Annotated in this window: 28 protein-coding genes; all 28 read left to right on the forward strand. The window is 45.2% G+C overall.

Features of this window, described 5'->3' with window-relative positions; genetic code table 11:
- Positions 1-508 precede the first annotated feature (508 nt).
- The 28 genes from rpsJ (at position 509) to rplQ (ending at position 14159) form a co-directional block, all read left to right on the forward strand.
- Positions 509-820 (forward strand): 30S ribosomal protein S10, encoded by a 312-nt coding sequence (rpsJ, locus tag AB6D06_RS21710; protein ID WP_004736761.1) that lies wholly within the window; start codon positions 509-511, stop codon positions 818-820.
- 14 nt (positions 821-834) lie between these two features.
- Positions 835-1464 (forward strand): 50S ribosomal protein L3, encoded by a 630-nt coding sequence (gene rplC / locus AB6D06_RS21715; protein WP_004736763.1) that lies wholly within the window; start codon positions 835-837, stop codon positions 1462-1464.
- Between the two features lie 16 nt (positions 1465-1480).
- Complete coding sequence (rplD, locus tag AB6D06_RS21720; RefSeq protein WP_004738803.1) at positions 1481-2083, forward strand: 50S ribosomal protein L4; 603 nt, start codon at positions 1481-1483, stop codon at positions 2081-2083.
- The gene (gene rplW, locus AB6D06_RS21725; RefSeq protein WP_004736765.1) at positions 2080-2382 is read left to right on the forward strand and encodes a 50S ribosomal protein L23; all 303 of its coding nucleotides are present in this window, start codon (positions 2080-2082) and stop codon (positions 2380-2382) included. The genes rplD and rplW overlap by 4 nt, the downstream gene beginning before the upstream one ends.
- Positions 2383-2396: 14 nt before the next feature.
- Positions 2397-3221, forward strand: a complete 825-nt coding sequence (gene rplB, locus AB6D06_RS21730; protein WP_010435149.1) for a 50S ribosomal protein L2 — start codon at positions 2397-2399, stop codon at positions 3219-3221.
- A gap of 19 nt (positions 3222-3240) precedes the next feature.
- Positions 3241-3519: a 30S ribosomal protein S19 gene (gene rpsS / locus AB6D06_RS21735; RefSeq protein WP_004736729.1), complete on the forward strand. Its 279-nt coding sequence runs from the start codon at positions 3241-3243 to the stop codon at positions 3517-3519.
- 10 nt (positions 3520-3529) lie between these two features.
- Entirely contained in the window at positions 3530-3862 is a 333-nt protein-coding gene (rplV, locus tag AB6D06_RS21740; RefSeq protein WP_004736732.1) for a 50S ribosomal protein L22, read from the forward strand.
- An 18-nt stretch (positions 3863-3880) separates the two neighbouring features.
- Positions 3881-4579 carry a 30S ribosomal protein S3 gene (gene rpsC / locus AB6D06_RS21745; protein WP_004736734.1) on the forward strand — a complete coding sequence of 233 codons (699 nt, stop codon included), beginning with the start codon at positions 3881-3883 and terminating at the stop codon, positions 4577-4579.
- An 11-nt stretch (positions 4580-4590) separates the two neighbouring features.
- Positions 4591-5001 carry a 50S ribosomal protein L16 gene (gene rplP, locus AB6D06_RS21750; RefSeq protein ID WP_004736736.1) on the forward strand — a complete coding sequence of 137 codons (411 nt, stop codon included), beginning with the start codon at positions 4591-4593 and terminating at the stop codon, positions 4999-5001.
- Positions 5001-5192: a 50S ribosomal protein L29 gene (gene rpmC, locus AB6D06_RS21755; RefSeq protein ID WP_004736737.1), complete on the forward strand. Its 192-nt coding sequence runs from the start codon at positions 5001-5003 to the stop codon at positions 5190-5192. Before rplP ends, rpmC begins: the two co-directional genes overlap by 1 nt.
- Positions 5192-5446 (forward strand): 30S ribosomal protein S17, encoded by a 255-nt coding sequence (gene rpsQ, locus AB6D06_RS21760; protein WP_004736739.1) that lies wholly within the window; start codon positions 5192-5194, stop codon positions 5444-5446. The genes rpmC and rpsQ overlap by 1 nt, the downstream gene beginning before the upstream one ends.
- Before the next feature lie 162 nt (positions 5447-5608).
- Positions 5609-5980 (forward strand): 50S ribosomal protein L14, encoded by a 372-nt coding sequence (gene rplN / locus AB6D06_RS21765; protein ID WP_004736740.1) that lies wholly within the window; start codon positions 5609-5611, stop codon positions 5978-5980.
- 11 nt (positions 5981-5991) lie between these two features.
- A complete protein-coding gene (gene rplX / locus AB6D06_RS21770; RefSeq protein ID WP_004738792.1) occupies positions 5992-6309 on the forward strand; it encodes a 50S ribosomal protein L24 in 318 nt (105 codons plus the stop codon).
- 24 nt (positions 6310-6333) lie between these two features.
- Positions 6334-6873 (forward strand): 50S ribosomal protein L5, encoded by a 540-nt coding sequence (rplE, locus tag AB6D06_RS21775; protein WP_004738790.1) that lies wholly within the window; start codon positions 6334-6336, stop codon positions 6871-6873.
- Positions 6874-6889: 16 nt separating this feature from the next.
- Entirely contained in the window at positions 6890-7195 is a 306-nt protein-coding gene (rpsN, locus tag AB6D06_RS21780; protein ID WP_004738789.1) for a 30S ribosomal protein S14, read from the forward strand.
- A gap of 29 nt (positions 7196-7224) precedes the next feature.
- Complete coding sequence (rpsH, locus tag AB6D06_RS21785; protein WP_017061309.1) at positions 7225-7617, forward strand: 30S ribosomal protein S8; 393 nt, start codon at positions 7225-7227, stop codon at positions 7615-7617.
- 10 nt (positions 7618-7627) lie between these two features.
- Complete coding sequence (rplF, locus tag AB6D06_RS21790; protein WP_017063712.1) at positions 7628-8161, forward strand: 50S ribosomal protein L6; 534 nt, start codon at positions 7628-7630, stop codon at positions 8159-8161.
- Between the two features lie 9 nt (positions 8162-8170).
- Positions 8171-8524, forward strand: coding sequence for a 50S ribosomal protein L18 (gene rplR / locus AB6D06_RS21795; protein WP_004738784.1), 354 nt, complete (start codon positions 8171-8173; stop codon positions 8522-8524).
- Positions 8525-8538: 14 nt separating this feature from the next.
- A complete protein-coding gene (gene rpsE, locus AB6D06_RS21800; protein ID WP_017061307.1) occupies positions 8539-9039 on the forward strand; it encodes a 30S ribosomal protein S5 in 501 nt (166 codons plus the stop codon).
- 7 nt (positions 9040-9046) lie between these two features.
- Positions 9047-9223, forward strand: coding sequence for a 50S ribosomal protein L30 (rpmD, locus tag AB6D06_RS21805; RefSeq protein WP_004736756.1), 177 nt, complete (start codon positions 9047-9049; stop codon positions 9221-9223).
- A gap of 5 nt (positions 9224-9228) precedes the next feature.
- Complete coding sequence (gene rplO, locus AB6D06_RS21810) at positions 9229-9663, forward strand: 50S ribosomal protein L15 (RefSeq protein ID WP_004736758.1); 435 nt, start codon at positions 9229-9231, stop codon at positions 9661-9663.
- A gap of 20 nt (positions 9664-9683) precedes the next feature.
- Positions 9684-11018: a preprotein translocase subunit SecY gene (secY, locus tag AB6D06_RS21815; RefSeq protein WP_004738781.1), complete on the forward strand. Its 1335-nt coding sequence runs from the start codon at positions 9684-9686 to the stop codon at positions 11016-11018.
- Positions 11019-11059: 41 nt separating this feature from the next.
- Positions 11060-11173, forward strand: a complete 114-nt coding sequence (rpmJ, locus tag AB6D06_RS21820; protein WP_000868186.1) for a 50S ribosomal protein L36 — start codon at positions 11060-11062, stop codon at positions 11171-11173.
- Positions 11174-11321: 148 nt separating this feature from the next.
- Entirely contained in the window at positions 11322-11678 is a 357-nt protein-coding gene (gene rpsM, locus AB6D06_RS21825; protein ID WP_004738779.1) for a 30S ribosomal protein S13, read from the forward strand.
- 19 nt (positions 11679-11697) lie between these two features.
- Complete coding sequence (gene rpsK / locus AB6D06_RS21830; protein ID WP_004738778.1) at positions 11698-12087, forward strand: 30S ribosomal protein S11; 390 nt, start codon at positions 11698-11700, stop codon at positions 12085-12087.
- A gap of 31 nt (positions 12088-12118) precedes the next feature.
- Complete coding sequence (gene rpsD / locus AB6D06_RS21835) at positions 12119-12739, forward strand: 30S ribosomal protein S4 (RefSeq protein WP_004738777.1); 621 nt, start codon at positions 12119-12121, stop codon at positions 12737-12739.
- A 22-nt stretch (positions 12740-12761) separates the two neighbouring features.
- Positions 12762-13754 carry a DNA-directed RNA polymerase subunit alpha gene (locus AB6D06_RS21840; RefSeq protein WP_004729813.1) on the forward strand — a complete coding sequence of 331 codons (993 nt, stop codon included), beginning with the start codon at positions 12762-12764 and terminating at the stop codon, positions 13752-13754.
- 24 nt (positions 13755-13778) lie between these two features.
- A complete protein-coding gene (gene rplQ / locus AB6D06_RS21845; protein WP_004729812.1) occupies positions 13779-14159 on the forward strand; it encodes a 50S ribosomal protein L17 in 381 nt (126 codons plus the stop codon).
- The last annotated feature ends 194 nt before the right edge of the window (positions 14160-14353 follow it).

The raw sequence follows: 14353 nt of genomic DNA on the forward strand, positions 1-14353 counted from the left end.
TCGCAATCCGCGAAGGTGGCCGTACAGTTGGTGCTGGTGTTGTAGCTAAAATCTTCGCTTAATAGCATTTAGATTTTTGCACTCTCTTCATTAGAAGAGCACGCATCTGAAAAGGGGAGCTTCGGCTTCCCTTTTGTTTTCTCAAAAGAAATATTACCTTCCATCTATCTTCTTCCCTCTCGATACAAAACCAACTTCCAATAAATTGCGATTATTTTTCCAACACTACTTGCATACTAAAGTGTGATCTGTATAATGCATCGCACTGGCTAACGCTGGTTGTGAACCAATGAGCACTGAGGAGTAGGTCTTACCTAGTAATGTATACTCAGCTTATGTTCGCGGTTAATAAAAATAGTAAACTTCTTGTTTACTTCAAAAGTTAACTGACAATGCGTCCTAATTTTGGGTGCTACGGTTTCACATAAATCAATCGGCATTCTCTCGTTTTATCGGGTTTGAGTGGCGATATTGTTTGTGTAATTTTTAATAATTGGAGCTCTGTCTCATGCAGAACCAACGTATTCGTATCCGCCTTAAAGCGTTTGATTACAAGCTAATCGATGCTTCAACTGCGGAAATCGTTGAAACAGCAAAACGTACTGGCGCACAGGTTCGTGGTCCTATTCCACTTCCTACTCGTAAAGAGCGTTTCACTGTTCTTACCTCTCCACACGTCAACAAAGATGCACGTGATCAGTACGAAATCCGTACTCACAAGCGTTTGATCGACATCGTTGAGCCAACAGATAAAACTGTTGATGCTCTAATGCGTCTTGATCTTGCAGCTGGCGTTGATGTTCAAATCAGCCTAGGTTAAGGGAGATAAGAATAATGATTGGTCTAGTCGGACGTAAAGTGGGTATGACCCGCGTATTTACTGAAGAAGGCGTTTCTATCCCAGTAACTGTTGTTGAGGTTGAAGCGAACCGTATTTCTCAAGTTAAAACTCTTGAGACAGACGGCTACGCAGCAATCCAAGTAACTACTGGTGCTAAGAAAGCTAACCGTGTAACTAAACCTGAAGCTGGTCACTTCGCGAAAGCGGGTGTAGAAGCAGGTCGCGGTCTTTGGGAATTCCGTTTAGAAAACGGCGAAGAGTTTGAAGTTGGCGCTGAGCTAAACGTAGAACTTTTCAACGAAATTAAAAAAGTAGACGTTACTGGTACATCTAAAGGTAAAGGCTTCCAAGGCGCTATCAAGCGTTGGAACTTCTCTACTCAAGATATGACTCACGGTAACTCTTTGTCTCACCGCGCACCGGGTTCAATTGGCCAATGTCAAACTCCAGGCCGCGTGTTTAAAGGCAAGAAAATGGCAGGTCACATGGGTGCTGAGCGTGTAACGACTCAAAACCTAGAGATCGTACGTGTTGACGCTGAGCGCAATCTACTCCTTATTAAAGGTGCAGTACCGGGCTCAACAGGCGGAAACGTGATCGTAAAACCTGCTGTTAAAGCATAACGTCTAGGAGTAAGTAATGGAATTGATGGTTAAAGGTGCTGATGCACTAACTGTTTCCGAGACTACTTTCGGACGTGACTTCAACGAAGCTCTTGTACACCAAGTAGTTGTTGCATATGCAGCAGGTGCTCGTCAAGGTACTCGTGCTCAAAAGACTCGTTCTGAAGTATCTGGCGGTGGCGCTAAGCCATGGCGTCAAAAAGGTACTGGCCGCGCACGTGCTGGTACAATTCGTAGCCCAATCTGGCGTACAGGTGGTGTTACTTTTGCTGCGAAACCACAAGATCACAGCCAAAAAGTAAACAAAAAAATGTACCGCGGTGCTATGAAGAGCATTCTTTCTGAGCTAGTTCGTCAAGAGCGTTTAATCGTTGTTGATAACTTCTCTGTAGAAGCACCAAAAACAAAAGAACTTGTAGCTAAGCTTAAAGAGCTTGAGCTAAGCGACGTTCTGATTGTGACTGGCGAAGTAGATGAAAATCTATTCTTAGCTGCTCGTAACCTATACAAAGTAGATGCACGTGATGTTGCTGGTGTTGATCCAGTATCACTAATCGCTTTCGACAAGGTTCTAATGACTGCTGACGCAGTTAAGCAAGTTGAGGAGATGCTAGCATGATCACTGAAGAGCGTATCTTAAAAGTTCTACGTGCTCCGCACATCTCTGAAAAAGCAACTATGGCAGCTGAGAAAGCGAACACTATCGTTTTCAAAGTAGCTAAAGATGCAACTAAGAAAGAGATCAAAGCAGCTGTAGAAAAGCTATTTGAAGTTGAAGTTAAGTCTGTAAATACTCTTGTATTAAAGGGTAAGACCAAACGTCAAGGTATGCGTGAAGGCCGTCGTTCAGACGTTAAGAAAGCCTACGTTACTTTGAAAGAAGGTCAAGATCTTGACTTCGTTGGCGGCGCGGAATAACAGGAGTAGTAAAAATGGCTATTGTTAAATGTAAGCCGACTTCCCCTGGTCGTCGTCACGTCGTTAAAGTTGTTAACGCTGACCTACACAAGGGTAAGCCATACGCACCACTTCTAGAGAAAAACTCTAAGAACGGTGGTCGTAACAACAACGGTCGTATTACAGTACGTCACATCGGTGGTGGTCATAAGCACCATTACCGTGTAATTGACTTCAAACGTACTAAAGATGGCATCCCAGCGAAAGTTGAGCGTCTAGAATACGATCCAAACCGTAGTGCTAACATCGCTCTAGTTCTGTACGCAGACGGTGAGCGTCGTTACATCATTGCACCTAAAGGTGTTAACGCAGGCGACCAGATTCAATCTGGCGTAGATGCTGCAATCAAAGCAGGTAACACTCTGCCGATGCGCAACATCCCAGTAGGTTCTACTGTACACTGTGTTGAACTTAAGCCTGGTAAAGGTGCTCAACTAGCTCGTTCGGCTGGTGCTTATGCTCAAATCATCGCTCGCGATGGTGCATACGTAACTATCCGTCTACGTTCTGGTGAGATGCGCAAAGTTCTTTCTGAAGGTCGTGCAACGATCGGTGAAGTTGGTAACTCTGAGCATATGCTACGTGAACTTGGTAAAGCTGGTGCTTCACGCTGGCGCGGCGTACGTCCAACCGTACGTGGTGTAGTAATGAACCCGGTGGATCACCCACATGGTGGTGGTGAAGGCCGCACATCTGGTGGTCGTCACCCAGTTTCTCCTTGGGGCGTTCCTACTAAGGGCTTCAAGACTCGTAAGAACAAGCGCACTGACAAGTACATCGTACGTCGTCGCACTAAATAATTTATAAAGAGGAATCGCCATGCCACGTTCTCTCAAGAAAGGTCCTTTTATTGACCTACACTTGCTGAAGAAGGTAGAGAAAGCGGTGGAAAGCGGAGACAAAAAGCCTATTAAGACTTGGTCCCGTCGCTCAATGATCATCCCAACAATGATTGGTTTGACCATCGCTGTCCATAATGGTCGTCAGCACGTTCCAGTTTTCGTTACCGAAGAAATGATCGGTCACAAACTGGGCGAATTTGCACCAACTCGTACTTATCGCGGTCATGCTGCAGATAAGAAAGCTAAGAAGAAATAAGGAGTAGATGATGGAAGCTTTAGCTAAACATAACTTTGCTCGTATTTCTCCACAGAAAGCTCGCTTAGTTGCAGACCAAATTCGCGGTAAGTCGGTAGACCAAGCTCTAGAAATTCTAACTTTCAGCAACAAAAAAGCTGCTGTATTAGTTAAGAAGGTTCTTGAGTCAGCTATCGCTAACGCGGAACATAACGAAGGTGCAGATATCGACGATCTAAATGTCGCTAAAATCTTCGTAGATGAGGGCCCTATCATGAAGCGTATTATGCCTCGTGCTAAAGGTCGTGCGGATCGTATCTTGAAGCGTTCAAGCCACATCACTATTGTTGTAGCAGATCGCTAAAGACTAGGAGAGTAAGCAATGGGTCAGAAAGTACATCCTAATGGTATTCGTCTTGGCATCGTTAAGCCTTGGAATGCTACATGGTTTGCTAATACCAACGAATTCGCTGACAACCTAGACGGCGACTTCAAGGTACGTCAGTTCCTTACAAAGGAACTACAAAAAGCATCATTATCTCGTATCGTTATCGAGCGTCCAGCTAAGAGCATCCGTGTGACTATTCACACTGCTCGCCCTGGCGTTGTTATCGGTAAGAAAGGTGAAGACGTAGAGAAGCTACGCGCAGCTGTAGCTAAAATCGCAGGTGTACCAGCGCAAATTAACATCGCTGAAGTACGTAAGCCTGAGCTAGATGGTCAGCTTGTAGCTGATAGCATCGCGTCTCAACTAGAGCGTCGTGTTATGTTCCGTCGTGCAATGAAGCGTGCGGTACAAAATGCTATGCGTCTAGGCGCTAAAGGCATCAAAGTACAAGTAGGCGGCCGTCTTGGCGGTGCTGAAATCGCACGTTCAGAGTGGTACCGTGAAGGCCGTGTGCCTCTACACACTCTACGTGCAGACATTGATTACGCAACTTCTTCGGCTCACACTCAATACGGTGTGATCGGCATTAAAGTTTGGATCTTCAAAGGTGAGATTCTAGGCGGTATGCCAGCTGCTAACGCAGTAGAGCCAAAAGGCGATAAGCCTAAGAAGCAGCGTAAAGGCCGTAAGTAAGGAGTCGAACGATGCTACAACCAAAACGTACTAAGTTCCGCAAGGTTATGACTGGTCGTAACCGTGGTCTAGCTAAAGGTACTGAAGTAAGCTTCGGCGAATTCGGTCTTAAAGCTGTTGGCCGTGGTCGTCTGACTGCACGTCAAATCGAAGCGGCACGTCGTGCTATGACACGTCACATTAAGCGTCAAGGTCAAATCTGGATTCGTGTATTCCCAGACAAGCCAATTACTGAAAAGCCTCTTGAAGTTCGTCAAGGTAAAGGTAAAGGTTCAGTTGCGTACTGGGTTGCTCAAATCCAACCAGGCAAAGTTATGTACGAGATGAATGGCGTACCTGAAGAGTTGGCACGTGAAGCGTTCCGCCTAGCGGCACGTAAACTGCCTGTTAAAACTACTTTTGTAACTAAGCAGGTGATGTGATGAAAGCACAAGATCTACGCGAAAAGAACGTTGAAGAGCTTAACGCTGAGCTATTGAATTTGCTACGTGAACAGTTCAACTTGCGCATGCAAGCTGCAACTGGTCAACTTCAGCAAACTCATACTCTAAAAGCTGTACGCCGTGACATCGCACGTGTGAAAACTGTTTTGACTGAAAAGGCAGGCGCATAATGAGCGAAACTAACCGCATCCAGCAAGGCCGTGTAGTAAGCGACAAGATGGACAAGTCTATCGTTGTTGCTATTGAACGCACTGTAAAACACCCAATTTACGGTAAGTTCATCAAACGCACGACTAAAGTACACGCACACGACGAAGACAACACTTGTGGCCTAGGCGACAAAGTTGAAATCGCTGAGTGTCGTCCTCTGTCTAAGACTAAGTCTTGGACATTGGTTAAAGTTCTAGAAAAAGCGAAGATTTAATCTTTGTAATTCTATAACTTATAAGCGGCTCCAAATTATTTTTTGGAGCCGCTTGTTTTTTGTCTACCCAATTTAAAAAAAGGGTGGTACAATTCGCGTCCCTTTTAAAGAGGCAGCCCGACCCGAGAGGGTCTAGTTTTAATATTTAGCGGAGCACTAACAATGATCCAGATGCAAAGTACACTTGACGCAGCAGATAACTCTGGCGCGCGCAAGGTAATGTGTATTAAGGTTCTGGGTGGCTCTCACCGCCGTTATGCACATATCGGTGACGTCATCAAGGTTACAGTGAAGGAAGCGATTCCTCGCGGTAAAGTAAAGAAAGGTGATGTTCTGAAGGCGGTAGTAGTGCGCACCCGTAAAGGCGTTCGTCGCCCAGACGGTTCTGTCATTCGCTTCGACAGTAATGCTTGTGTATTGTTAAATGACACTACTGAGCAACCAGTCGGCACACGTATCTTTGGTCCTGTGACTCGTGAACTTCGTAACGCGAAATTCATGAAGATTGTATCACTAGCACCTGAAGTTCTGTAAGGAGCGGCAATATGGCAGCTAAAATCCGTCGTAATGACGAAGTAATCATTCTTGCTGGTAAAGATAAAGGCAAGAAAGGTAAAGTAACTAAGGTTCTGACAACTGGTAAAGTTATCGTTGAAGGCATCAACCTTGTTAAGAAACACCAAAAGCCGGTTCCGGCTCTAGGTCAACAAGGTGGCATCGTTGAACAAGAAGCAGCTATTGATGCTTCTAACGTTGCTGTTTTTAACGCGGCTACTGGTAAAGCAGACCGTATCGGTTTCCGTATCGAAGATGGCAAGAAAGTTCGTTTCTTCAAATCTAACGGCGAAACTGTTTCTAACTAATTAGAAGTAATTTGGAGTTCTACTATGGCGAAACTGCATGATTACTACAAGTCGTCTGTAGTCGCTGAGCTTACCAAAGAGTTCAGCTACACAAGCGTCATGCAAGTCCCTAGGATTGAGAAAATCACCCTAAATATGGGCGTTGGTGAAGCAATCAACGATAAGAAACTGCTAGAAAACGCAGCAGCTGATATGGCAACGATCTCTGGTCAAAAGCCACTTATCACTAAAGCGCGTAAATCTGTAGCTGGTTTCAAAATTCGTGAAGGCTACCCAATTGGTTGTAAAGTAACCTTGCGTGGTGAGCGCATGTGGGAATTTTTAGAGCGTTTAATCTCTATCGCACTTCCACGTGTACGTGATTTCCGTGGTGTTAGCGCTAAGTCTTTTGACGGTCGCGGTAACTACAGCATGGGCGTTCGCGAGCAAATCATCTTTCCGGAAATCGACTACGATAAAGTCGATCGTGTCCGCGGTCTTGATATCACTATCACGACTTCTGCGGGTTCCGATGAGGAAGGCCGAGCTCTGCTGGCTGCCTTTAACTTCCCATTCCGTAAGTAAGGGTAGGGTTACTGTTATGGCTAAACAATCAATGAAAGCACGTGAAGCTAAACGTGCAAAACTAGTAGCTAAGTTCGCTGAAAAGCGTTCTGCGCTAAAAGTTATCATTAGCGATGTAAACGCATCTGAAGAAGATCGTTGGAATGCGGTTCTTAAACTGCAATCTCTTCCACGTGATTCAAGTGCATCACGTCAGCGCAACCGTTGCAACCAAACTGGTCGTCCACACGGTTACCTACGTAAATTCGGTCTAAGCCGCATTAAGGTTCGTGAAGCTTGCATGAAAGGCGAGATTCCGGGTCTTCGTAAGGCTAGCTGGTAATTGCCACTTAATCATTTGGAGTAAATCTTATGAGCATGCAAGATCCGATTTCGGATATGCTGACCCGAGTTCGTAACGGTCAGGCAGCAAACAAAGTTGCTGTAAAAATGCCTTCTTCAAAGCTTAAAGTTGCAATTGCTGCATTACTTAAAGCTGAAGGTTACATCGTAGACTTCGCTGTTAACAGCGAAGCAAAACCTGAGCTAGAAGTTACTCTTAAGTACTTCCAAGCTAAACCTGTAATCGAGCAAATCAAGCGTGTATCACGTCCTGGTCTAAGAGTTTATAAAAATAAAGACTCTTTACCTACAGTGATGGGTGGTCTTGGTATTGCAGTTGTTTCTACTTCCAAGGGTCTGATGTCTGACCGTGCTGCTCGTAAAGCAGGTCTTGGCGGTGAAATCATCTGTTACGTAGCTTAAGGAGTAGATTATGTCTCGTGTTGCTAAAGCACCTGTCGCTATTCCAGCTGGCGTAGAGGTGAAACTAAACGGCCAAGAAGTTACTGTAAAAGGTAGCAAAGGTGAGCTTACTCGCGTTCTTAACAGCGCCGTAGTTATTGCACAGGAAGAAACCAACCTAACTTTCGGTCCGAAAGAAGGTGTTACTAACGCATGGGCACAAGCTGGTACAGCTCGCGCTCTAGTTAATAACATGGTTGTGGGTGTTACTGAGGGCTTCACTAAGAAGCTAACTCTTAAGGGTGTTGGTTACCGTGCTGCTATGAAAGGCAACTCTGTAGCTCTAACTCTTGGTTTTTCTCACCCAGTAGAGCACGCTCTACCTGAAGGTATTAAAGCTGAGTGCCCTAGCCAAACTGAGATCATCATTACTGGTTGCGATAAGCAAGTAGTAGGTCAAGTTGCGGCTGACATTCGTTCTTACCGTGCTCCTGAGCCTTACAAAGGCAAAGGTGTTCGTTACGCAGATGAAAATGTGCGTACTAAAGAAGCTAAGAAGAAGTAAGGTATCACTATGGATAAGAAAGCATCTCGCATCCGTCGTGCTACACGTGCACGTCGTAAGATTGCAGAACTTGGTGCAACTCGCCTGGTAGTACACCGTACTCCTCGCCATGTTTACGCACAAGTTATCGCGGCAAACGGCTCTGAGGTTATCGCAGCTGCTTCTACTGTAGAAAAAGCGATCCGTGAGCAAGTTAAGAACACTGGTAACGTTGATGCAGCTAAAGCAGTTGGTAAAGCTGTTGCTGAGCGCGCTCTTGAAAAAGGCGTAGCTTCAGTTGCATTTGATCGTTCTGGTTTCCAATACCACGGTCGAGTAGCGGCGCTAGCAGAATCTGCTCGCGAAGCTGGTCTGAAATTCTAAGGTAGGGTTGGAAGATGGCTAAAGAACAACAACAAGCTAATGATTTGCAAGAAAAGCTGATCGCAGTTAACCGTGTATCTAAGACGGTTAAAGGTGGTCGAATCATGAGCTTTACTGCACTAACAGTAGTTGGTGACGGTAACGGTCGCGTAGGTTTCGGTTACGGCAAAGCTCGTGAAGTACCTGCTGCGATTCAAAAAGCAATGGAAAAAGCGCGCCGTAACATGGTTACAGTATCGCTTAACGAAGGCACTCTTCACCACCCGGTGAAAGGTCGTCATTCGGGCTCTAAAGTTTACATGCAGCCAGCTGCAGAAGGTACAGGTGTTATTGCCGGCGGTGCAATGCGTGCTGTACTTGAAGTTGCGGGCGTACATAACGTACTTTCTAAAGCATACGGTTCAACGAACCCGATCAACATCGTTCGTGCAACGATTGGTGCTCTAGTAGACGTTAAGTCACCAGAAATGGTTGCTGCTAAACGTGGTCTAACTGTTGAATCTATTTCGGAGTAAGCACACGATGGCAACTATTAAAGTAACTCAAACTAAAAGCTCAATTGGTCGCCTACCTAAGCACAAAGCGTGTCTTAAAGGTCTAGGTCTTCGTCGCATCAACCATACAGTAGAACTTGAAGATACACCGTGCGTACGCGGTATGATCAACAAGGTTTACTACATGGTTAAGATTGAGGAGTAATCAGAATGCGTTTGAATACTCTATCACCGGCTGCTGGCTCTAAACCTTCTAAGAAGCGTGTAGGTCGTGGTATCGGTTCTGGCCTTGGTAAAACAGGTGGCCGCGGTCACAAAGGTCAAAAGTCACGTTCTGGCGGCTCTGTTCGTCCAGGTTTTGAAGGCGGTCAAATGCCTCTAAAACAACGTCTACCTAAATTCGGTTTCACTTCTCGTAAGAGCCTAGTGTCTGCTGAAGTTCGTCTAGCTGAGCTAGCGAAAGTAACAGGTGACGTAGTTGATCTTAACAGCCTTAAAGCTGCTAACGTTATCACTAAGAACATCGAGTTTGTTAAGATCGTTCTTTCTGGTGACCTAAGCAAAGCTGTGACTGTTAAAGGTCTACGCGTGACTAAAGGCGCTAAAGCTGCAATCGAAGCTGCAGGCGGTAAAATCGAGGAATAATCTCGAGGAACGAGGTACAGATGGCTAAGAAACCAGGACAAGATTTTCGTAGTGCTCAGAGCGGCTTAAGTGAACTAAAGTCGCGCTTATTATTCGTAATTGGTGCACTTTTAGTATTCCGAGCCGGCTCTTTTGTGCCGATCCCTGGTATTGACGCAGCTGTACTTGCCGATTTGTTCGATCAGCAAAAAGGTACCATCGTAGAAATGTTTAACATGTTCTCCGGTGGTGCTCTTGAGCGTGCATCTATATTAGCATTGGGTATCATGCCGTACATTTCGGCATCGATCGTAGTCCAATTGCTAACTGTAGTTCATCCAGCGTTAGCGGAACTCAAGAAAGAGGGTGAAGCAGGCCGTCGTAAGATAAGCCAATATACACGCTACGGCACGCTTGTACTTGCAACATTCCAAGCTATTGGTATCGCAACAGGCTTACCAAACATGGTCGACAATCTGGTTGTTATCAACCAAACCATGTTTACGCTTATTGCTACCGTGAGTTTAGTAACTGGTACCATGTTCTTAATGTGGTTAGGTGAACAAATCACTGAGCGAGGAATCGGTAATGGTATTTCCATTCTGATTTTTGCAGGTATTGTTGCTGGATTGCCTTCTGCAATCGGTCAAACAATCGAGCAAGCGCGTCAAGGTGAATTGCATGTGCTTCTTCTGCTGTTGATTGCTGTATTGTCTTTTGCTGTTATTTACTTCGTAGTTTTCATGGAACGTGGTCAACGTCGTATCGTCGTTAACTATGCGAAACGTCAACAAGGTCGTAAAGTTTTTGCAGCACAAAGCTCTCACTTGCCTCTTAAGATTAATATGGCAGGTGTTATTCCAGCGATTTTCGCATCAAGTATTATTTTGTTCCCAGGAACATTAGCGCAGTGGTTTGGTCAAAATGGTGAAAGCAGCGCGTTCGGTTGGTTAACTGACGTGTCATTAGCTCTTAGCCCAGGTCAACCTTTGTATGTAATGCTTTATGCAGCAGCTATAATCTTCTTCTGTTTCTTCTATACAGCGTTGGTGTTTAACCCACGTGAAACAGCTGATAACTTGAAGAAGTCTGGTGCATTCGTACCCGGTATCCGCCCAGGTGAGCAGACAGCGAAATATATCGATAAAGTGATGACTAGACTAACCCTTGCGGGCGCTCTATACATTACTTTTATATGTCTGATTCCTGAGTTCATGATGGTCGCGTGGAACGTTCGTTTCTACTTTGGCGGCACATCACTACTAATCGTAGTGGTAGTTATCATGGATTTCATGGCACAGGTACAGACTCATCTGATGTCACAACAGTATGATTCTGTGTTAAAGAAAGCGAATCTGAAGGGTTACGGCCGTTAATTCGGTGGTAACAATTTCGATTCCATTTACGGAGTTTAGCAATGAAAGTTCGTGCTTCCGTTAAAAAAATCTGCCGTAACTGTAAAGTTATCAAGCGTAACGGTGTCGTTCGCGTGATTTGCAGTGAGCCAAAGCATAAGCAACGCCAAGGCTAATTAGCAGAAATTTTTACTTGAAATACAAGGTAGAGTCGAGTATATTCCTCGGCCTACCTTTTGCGTGCAAAAGAAGTAGTATGCCGCAGCGTATCCATAACGGGCTTTGCTGCGGATAATTCTTTTATGAACCCCTTAGGAGTGAATAATGGCCCGTATAGCCGGCATTAACATTCCTGATCATAAGCATTCTGTAATTGCACTTACTGCAATCTACGGTATCGGTAAAACTCGCTCTCAAGCTATTCTAGCTGAAGTGGGTATTGCTGAAGATGCTAAGATCAGTGAACTAACTGAAGAGCAGATCGATCAACTGCGTGATGGTGTAGCTAAGTACACTGTAGAAGGTGATCTACGTCGTGAAGTATCGATGAACATCAAGCGTCTTATGGACCTTGGCTGTTACCGCGGTCTTCGTCATCGTCGCAGTCTACCACTACGTGGACAGCGTACTAAAACCAACGCTCGCACCCGTAAGGGTCCGCGCAAGCCGATCAAGAAATAGTCGGATAAGGTAGAGTACAATGGCAAAACAACCAACTCGCGCGCGTAAGCGCGTACGCAAGCAAGTAGCTGATGGCGTAGCGCACATTCATGCTTCTTTCAACAACACAATCGTAACTATCACTGACCGTCAAGGCAACGCTCTTGCATGGGCTACAGCAGGTGGTTCAGGTTTCCGTGGTTCTCGTAAATCTACTCCGTTCGCAGCACAAGTTGCAGCTGAGCGTTGTGGTGAAATGGCTAAAGAATATGGCCTAAAGAACTTGGAAGTTATGGTTAAGGGTCCAGGTCCAGGTCGCGAATCTACTGTTCGTGCACTGAACGCTGCTGGTTTCCGTATCACTAACATTGTTGATGCGACACCAATCCCTCATAACGGTTGTCGTCCACCTAAGAAACGTCGCGTTTAAGTTTCGTTTCTAGGAATATTGGAGAAAGATCATGGCAAGATATTTGGGTCCTAAGCTTAAGCTTAGCCGTCGCGAAGGTACTGACTTATTCCTTAAGTCTGGTGTCCGTGCGATCGATACCAAGTGTAAAATTGATAACGCACCAGGTGTACACGGCGCTCGTCGCGGTCGTCTATCTGAGTATGGCGTTCAGCTTCGTGAGAAGCAAAAAGTTCGTCGTATTTACGGCGTTCTAGAAAAACAATTCCGCAACTACTACAAAGAAGCTGCACGTCTTAAAGGCAACACAGGTGCAAACCTGCTTCAGCTTCTTGAAGGTCGTCTTGATAACGTAGTTTACCGTATGGGCTTTGGCGCTACTCGTGCTGAATCTCGTCAACTAGTTAGCCACAAGTCTATTCTAGTTAACGGTAAAGTTGTAAACGTTCCTTCTTTCAAAGTAGCGGCAAACGACGTTGTTTCTATCCGCGAGAAAGCTAAACAGCAATCTCGTATTAAAGCGGCTCTAGAAGTTGCTGAACAACGTGAAAAGCCAACTTGGATTGAAGTAGATGCTGGCAAAATGGAAGGTACATTCAAGCGTATGCCTGAGCGTTCTGACCTATCAGCTGACATCAATGAACACTTGATCGTCGAACTTTACTCTAAGTAAGGTTAAAAAAAGAGAGGACACAATGCAGGGTTCTGTAACAGAATTTCTTAAGCCGCGTCTTGTTGACATTGAACAGATCAATACGACACACGCGAAAGTAACTCTTGAGCCATTAGAGCGCGGTTTCGGCCACACTCTAGGTAATGCTCTTCGCCGCATTCTTCTATCTTCTATGCCGGGTTGTGCCGTAACAGAAGTTGAAATTGAAGGTGTGCTACACGAATACAGCACTAAAGAAGGCGTTCAGGAAGATATCCTGGAAATCCTTCTAAACCTTAAAGGTTTGGCTGTACGCGTTGCTGAAGGCAAAGATGAAGTGTTTATTACACTGAACAAATCAGGCTCAGGCCCTGTTGTTGCAGGTGACATCACCCACGATGGTGATGTAGAGATCGCTAACCCTGAGCACGTAATTTGTCACCTAACGGATGACAACGCTGAGATCGCTATGCGTATCAAAGTAGAACGTGGTCGTGGTTACGTTCCAGCTTCAGCTCGTATCCATACTGAAGAAGATGAGCGTCCTATCGGTCGTCTACTAGTTGACGCTACTTACAGCCCGGTTGATAAAATCGCTTACGCTGTAGAAGCGGCACGCGTAGAACAACGTACTGATTTAGACAAGCTTGTTATCGATATGGAAACGAACGGTACTCTAGAACCTGAGGAAGCAATCCGTCGTGCAGCTACTATTTTAGCTGAACAATTGGATGCGTTCGTAGATCTTCGTGATGTACGTGTACCTGAGGAGAAGGAAGAGAAGCCAGAATTCGATCCTATCCTACTACGTCCTGTAGACGATCTTGAACTAACAGTTCGCTCTGCTAACTGTTTGAAAGCAGAAGCGATTCACTACATCGGTGATCTTGTACAGCGCACTGAGGTTGAGCTACTTAAAACGCCAAACCTTGGTAAGAAATCTCTTACAGAGATTAAAGATGTGCTTGCTTCACGTGGTCTTTCTCTAGGCATGCGTCTAGAAAACTGGCCACCAGCGTCAATCGCTGAAGATTAATCGAAAAGTTAGAAGGATTAGGTCATGCGCCATCGTAAAAGTGGTCGTCAACTCAACCGCAACAGCAGTCATCGCAAAGCGATGTTCAGCAACATGGCTAGCTCTCTTGTTCGTCACGAAGTTATTAAAACTACCGTGCCTAAAGCAAAAGAACTACGTCGCGTAATTGAGCCATTGATTACCCTAGCTAAGACAGACAGTGTTGCTAACCGTCGTCTTGCATTTGCTCGCACTCGTGATAACGAAGTTGTGGCAAAACTATTTAATGAACTAGGCCCGCGTTTCGCGGCTCGCCAAGGTGGTTACACTCGCATTCTTAAATGTGGTTTCCGTACTGGTGATAAAGCTCCAATGGCTTACATTGAGCTTGTAGACCGCCCAGCTGCTGAAGAAGCTGCTGAGTAATCTATACTAGATTCTTAATACAAAAGCCGAGCATTAGCTCGGCTTTTTTGTGTCTGTAGAACAAGGAAAAGATAATAGAAATTGCACCATGATGTTTGGCACTTTTTGCTTGTCTTATCTGCTCCAATTTTCAAAAATGTCTCGTATCTCGTATCTCGTATCTCGTATCTCGTATCTCGTATCTCGTATCTCGT

The sequence above is a fragment of the Vibrio sp. 10N.239.311.G01 genome (assembly GCF_041465805.1).
GTDB lineage: Bacteria > Pseudomonadota > Gammaproteobacteria > Enterobacterales > Vibrionaceae > Vibrio > Vibrio crassostreae_C.

Coding starts and splice junctions, on each gene's coding strand:
- rpsJ (WP_004736761.1), top strand. CDS start 509: ATGCAGAACCAACGTATTCGTATCCGCCTTAAAGCGTTTGATTACAAG.
- rplC (WP_004736763.1), top strand. CDS start 835: ATGATTGGTCTAGTCGGACGTAAAGTGGGTATGACCCGCGTATTTACT.
- rplD (WP_004738803.1), top strand. CDS start 1,481: ATGGAATTGATGGTTAAAGGTGCTGATGCACTAACTGTTTCCGAGACT.
- rplW (WP_004736765.1), top strand. CDS start 2,080: ATGATCACTGAAGAGCGTATCTTAAAAGTTCTACGTGCTCCGCACATC.
- rplB (WP_010435149.1), top strand. CDS start 2,397: ATGGCTATTGTTAAATGTAAGCCGACTTCCCCTGGTCGTCGTCACGTC.
- rpsS (WP_004736729.1), top strand. CDS start 3,241: ATGCCACGTTCTCTCAAGAAAGGTCCTTTTATTGACCTACACTTGCTG.
- rplV (WP_004736732.1), top strand. CDS start 3,530: ATGGAAGCTTTAGCTAAACATAACTTTGCTCGTATTTCTCCACAGAAA.
- rpsC (WP_004736734.1), top strand. CDS start 3,881: ATGGGTCAGAAAGTACATCCTAATGGTATTCGTCTTGGCATCGTTAAG.
- rplP (WP_004736736.1), top strand. CDS start 4,591: ATGCTACAACCAAAACGTACTAAGTTCCGCAAGGTTATGACTGGTCGT.
- rpmC (WP_004736737.1), top strand. CDS start 5,001: ATGAAAGCACAAGATCTACGCGAAAAGAACGTTGAAGAGCTTAACGCT.
- rpsQ (WP_004736739.1), top strand. CDS start 5,192: ATGAGCGAAACTAACCGCATCCAGCAAGGCCGTGTAGTAAGCGACAAG.
- rplN (WP_004736740.1), top strand. CDS start 5,609: ATGATCCAGATGCAAAGTACACTTGACGCAGCAGATAACTCTGGCGCG.
- rplX (WP_004738792.1), top strand. CDS start 5,992: ATGGCAGCTAAAATCCGTCGTAATGACGAAGTAATCATTCTTGCTGGT.
- rplE (WP_004738790.1), top strand. CDS start 6,334: ATGGCGAAACTGCATGATTACTACAAGTCGTCTGTAGTCGCTGAGCTT.
- rpsN (WP_004738789.1), top strand. CDS start 6,890: ATGGCTAAACAATCAATGAAAGCACGTGAAGCTAAACGTGCAAAACTA.
- rpsH (WP_017061309.1), top strand. CDS start 7,225: ATGAGCATGCAAGATCCGATTTCGGATATGCTGACCCGAGTTCGTAAC.
- rplF (WP_017063712.1), top strand. CDS start 7,628: ATGTCTCGTGTTGCTAAAGCACCTGTCGCTATTCCAGCTGGCGTAGAG.
- rplR (WP_004738784.1), top strand. CDS start 8,171: ATGGATAAGAAAGCATCTCGCATCCGTCGTGCTACACGTGCACGTCGT.
- rpsE (WP_017061307.1), top strand. CDS start 8,539: ATGGCTAAAGAACAACAACAAGCTAATGATTTGCAAGAAAAGCTGATC.
- rpmD (WP_004736756.1), top strand. CDS start 9,047: ATGGCAACTATTAAAGTAACTCAAACTAAAAGCTCAATTGGTCGCCTA.
- rplO (WP_004736758.1), top strand. CDS start 9,229: ATGCGTTTGAATACTCTATCACCGGCTGCTGGCTCTAAACCTTCTAAG.
- secY (WP_004738781.1), top strand. CDS start 9,684: ATGGCTAAGAAACCAGGACAAGATTTTCGTAGTGCTCAGAGCGGCTTA.
- rpmJ (WP_000868186.1), top strand. CDS start 11,060: ATGAAAGTTCGTGCTTCCGTTAAAAAAATCTGCCGTAACTGTAAAGTT.
- rpsM (WP_004738779.1), top strand. CDS start 11,322: ATGGCCCGTATAGCCGGCATTAACATTCCTGATCATAAGCATTCTGTA.
- rpsK (WP_004738778.1), top strand. CDS start 11,698: ATGGCAAAACAACCAACTCGCGCGCGTAAGCGCGTACGCAAGCAAGTA.
- rpsD (WP_004738777.1), top strand. CDS start 12,119: ATGGCAAGATATTTGGGTCCTAAGCTTAAGCTTAGCCGTCGCGAAGGT.
- AB6D06_RS21840 (WP_004729813.1), top strand. CDS start 12,762: ATGCAGGGTTCTGTAACAGAATTTCTTAAGCCGCGTCTTGTTGACATT.
- rplQ (WP_004729812.1), top strand. CDS start 13,779: ATGCGCCATCGTAAAAGTGGTCGTCAACTCAACCGCAACAGCAGTCAT.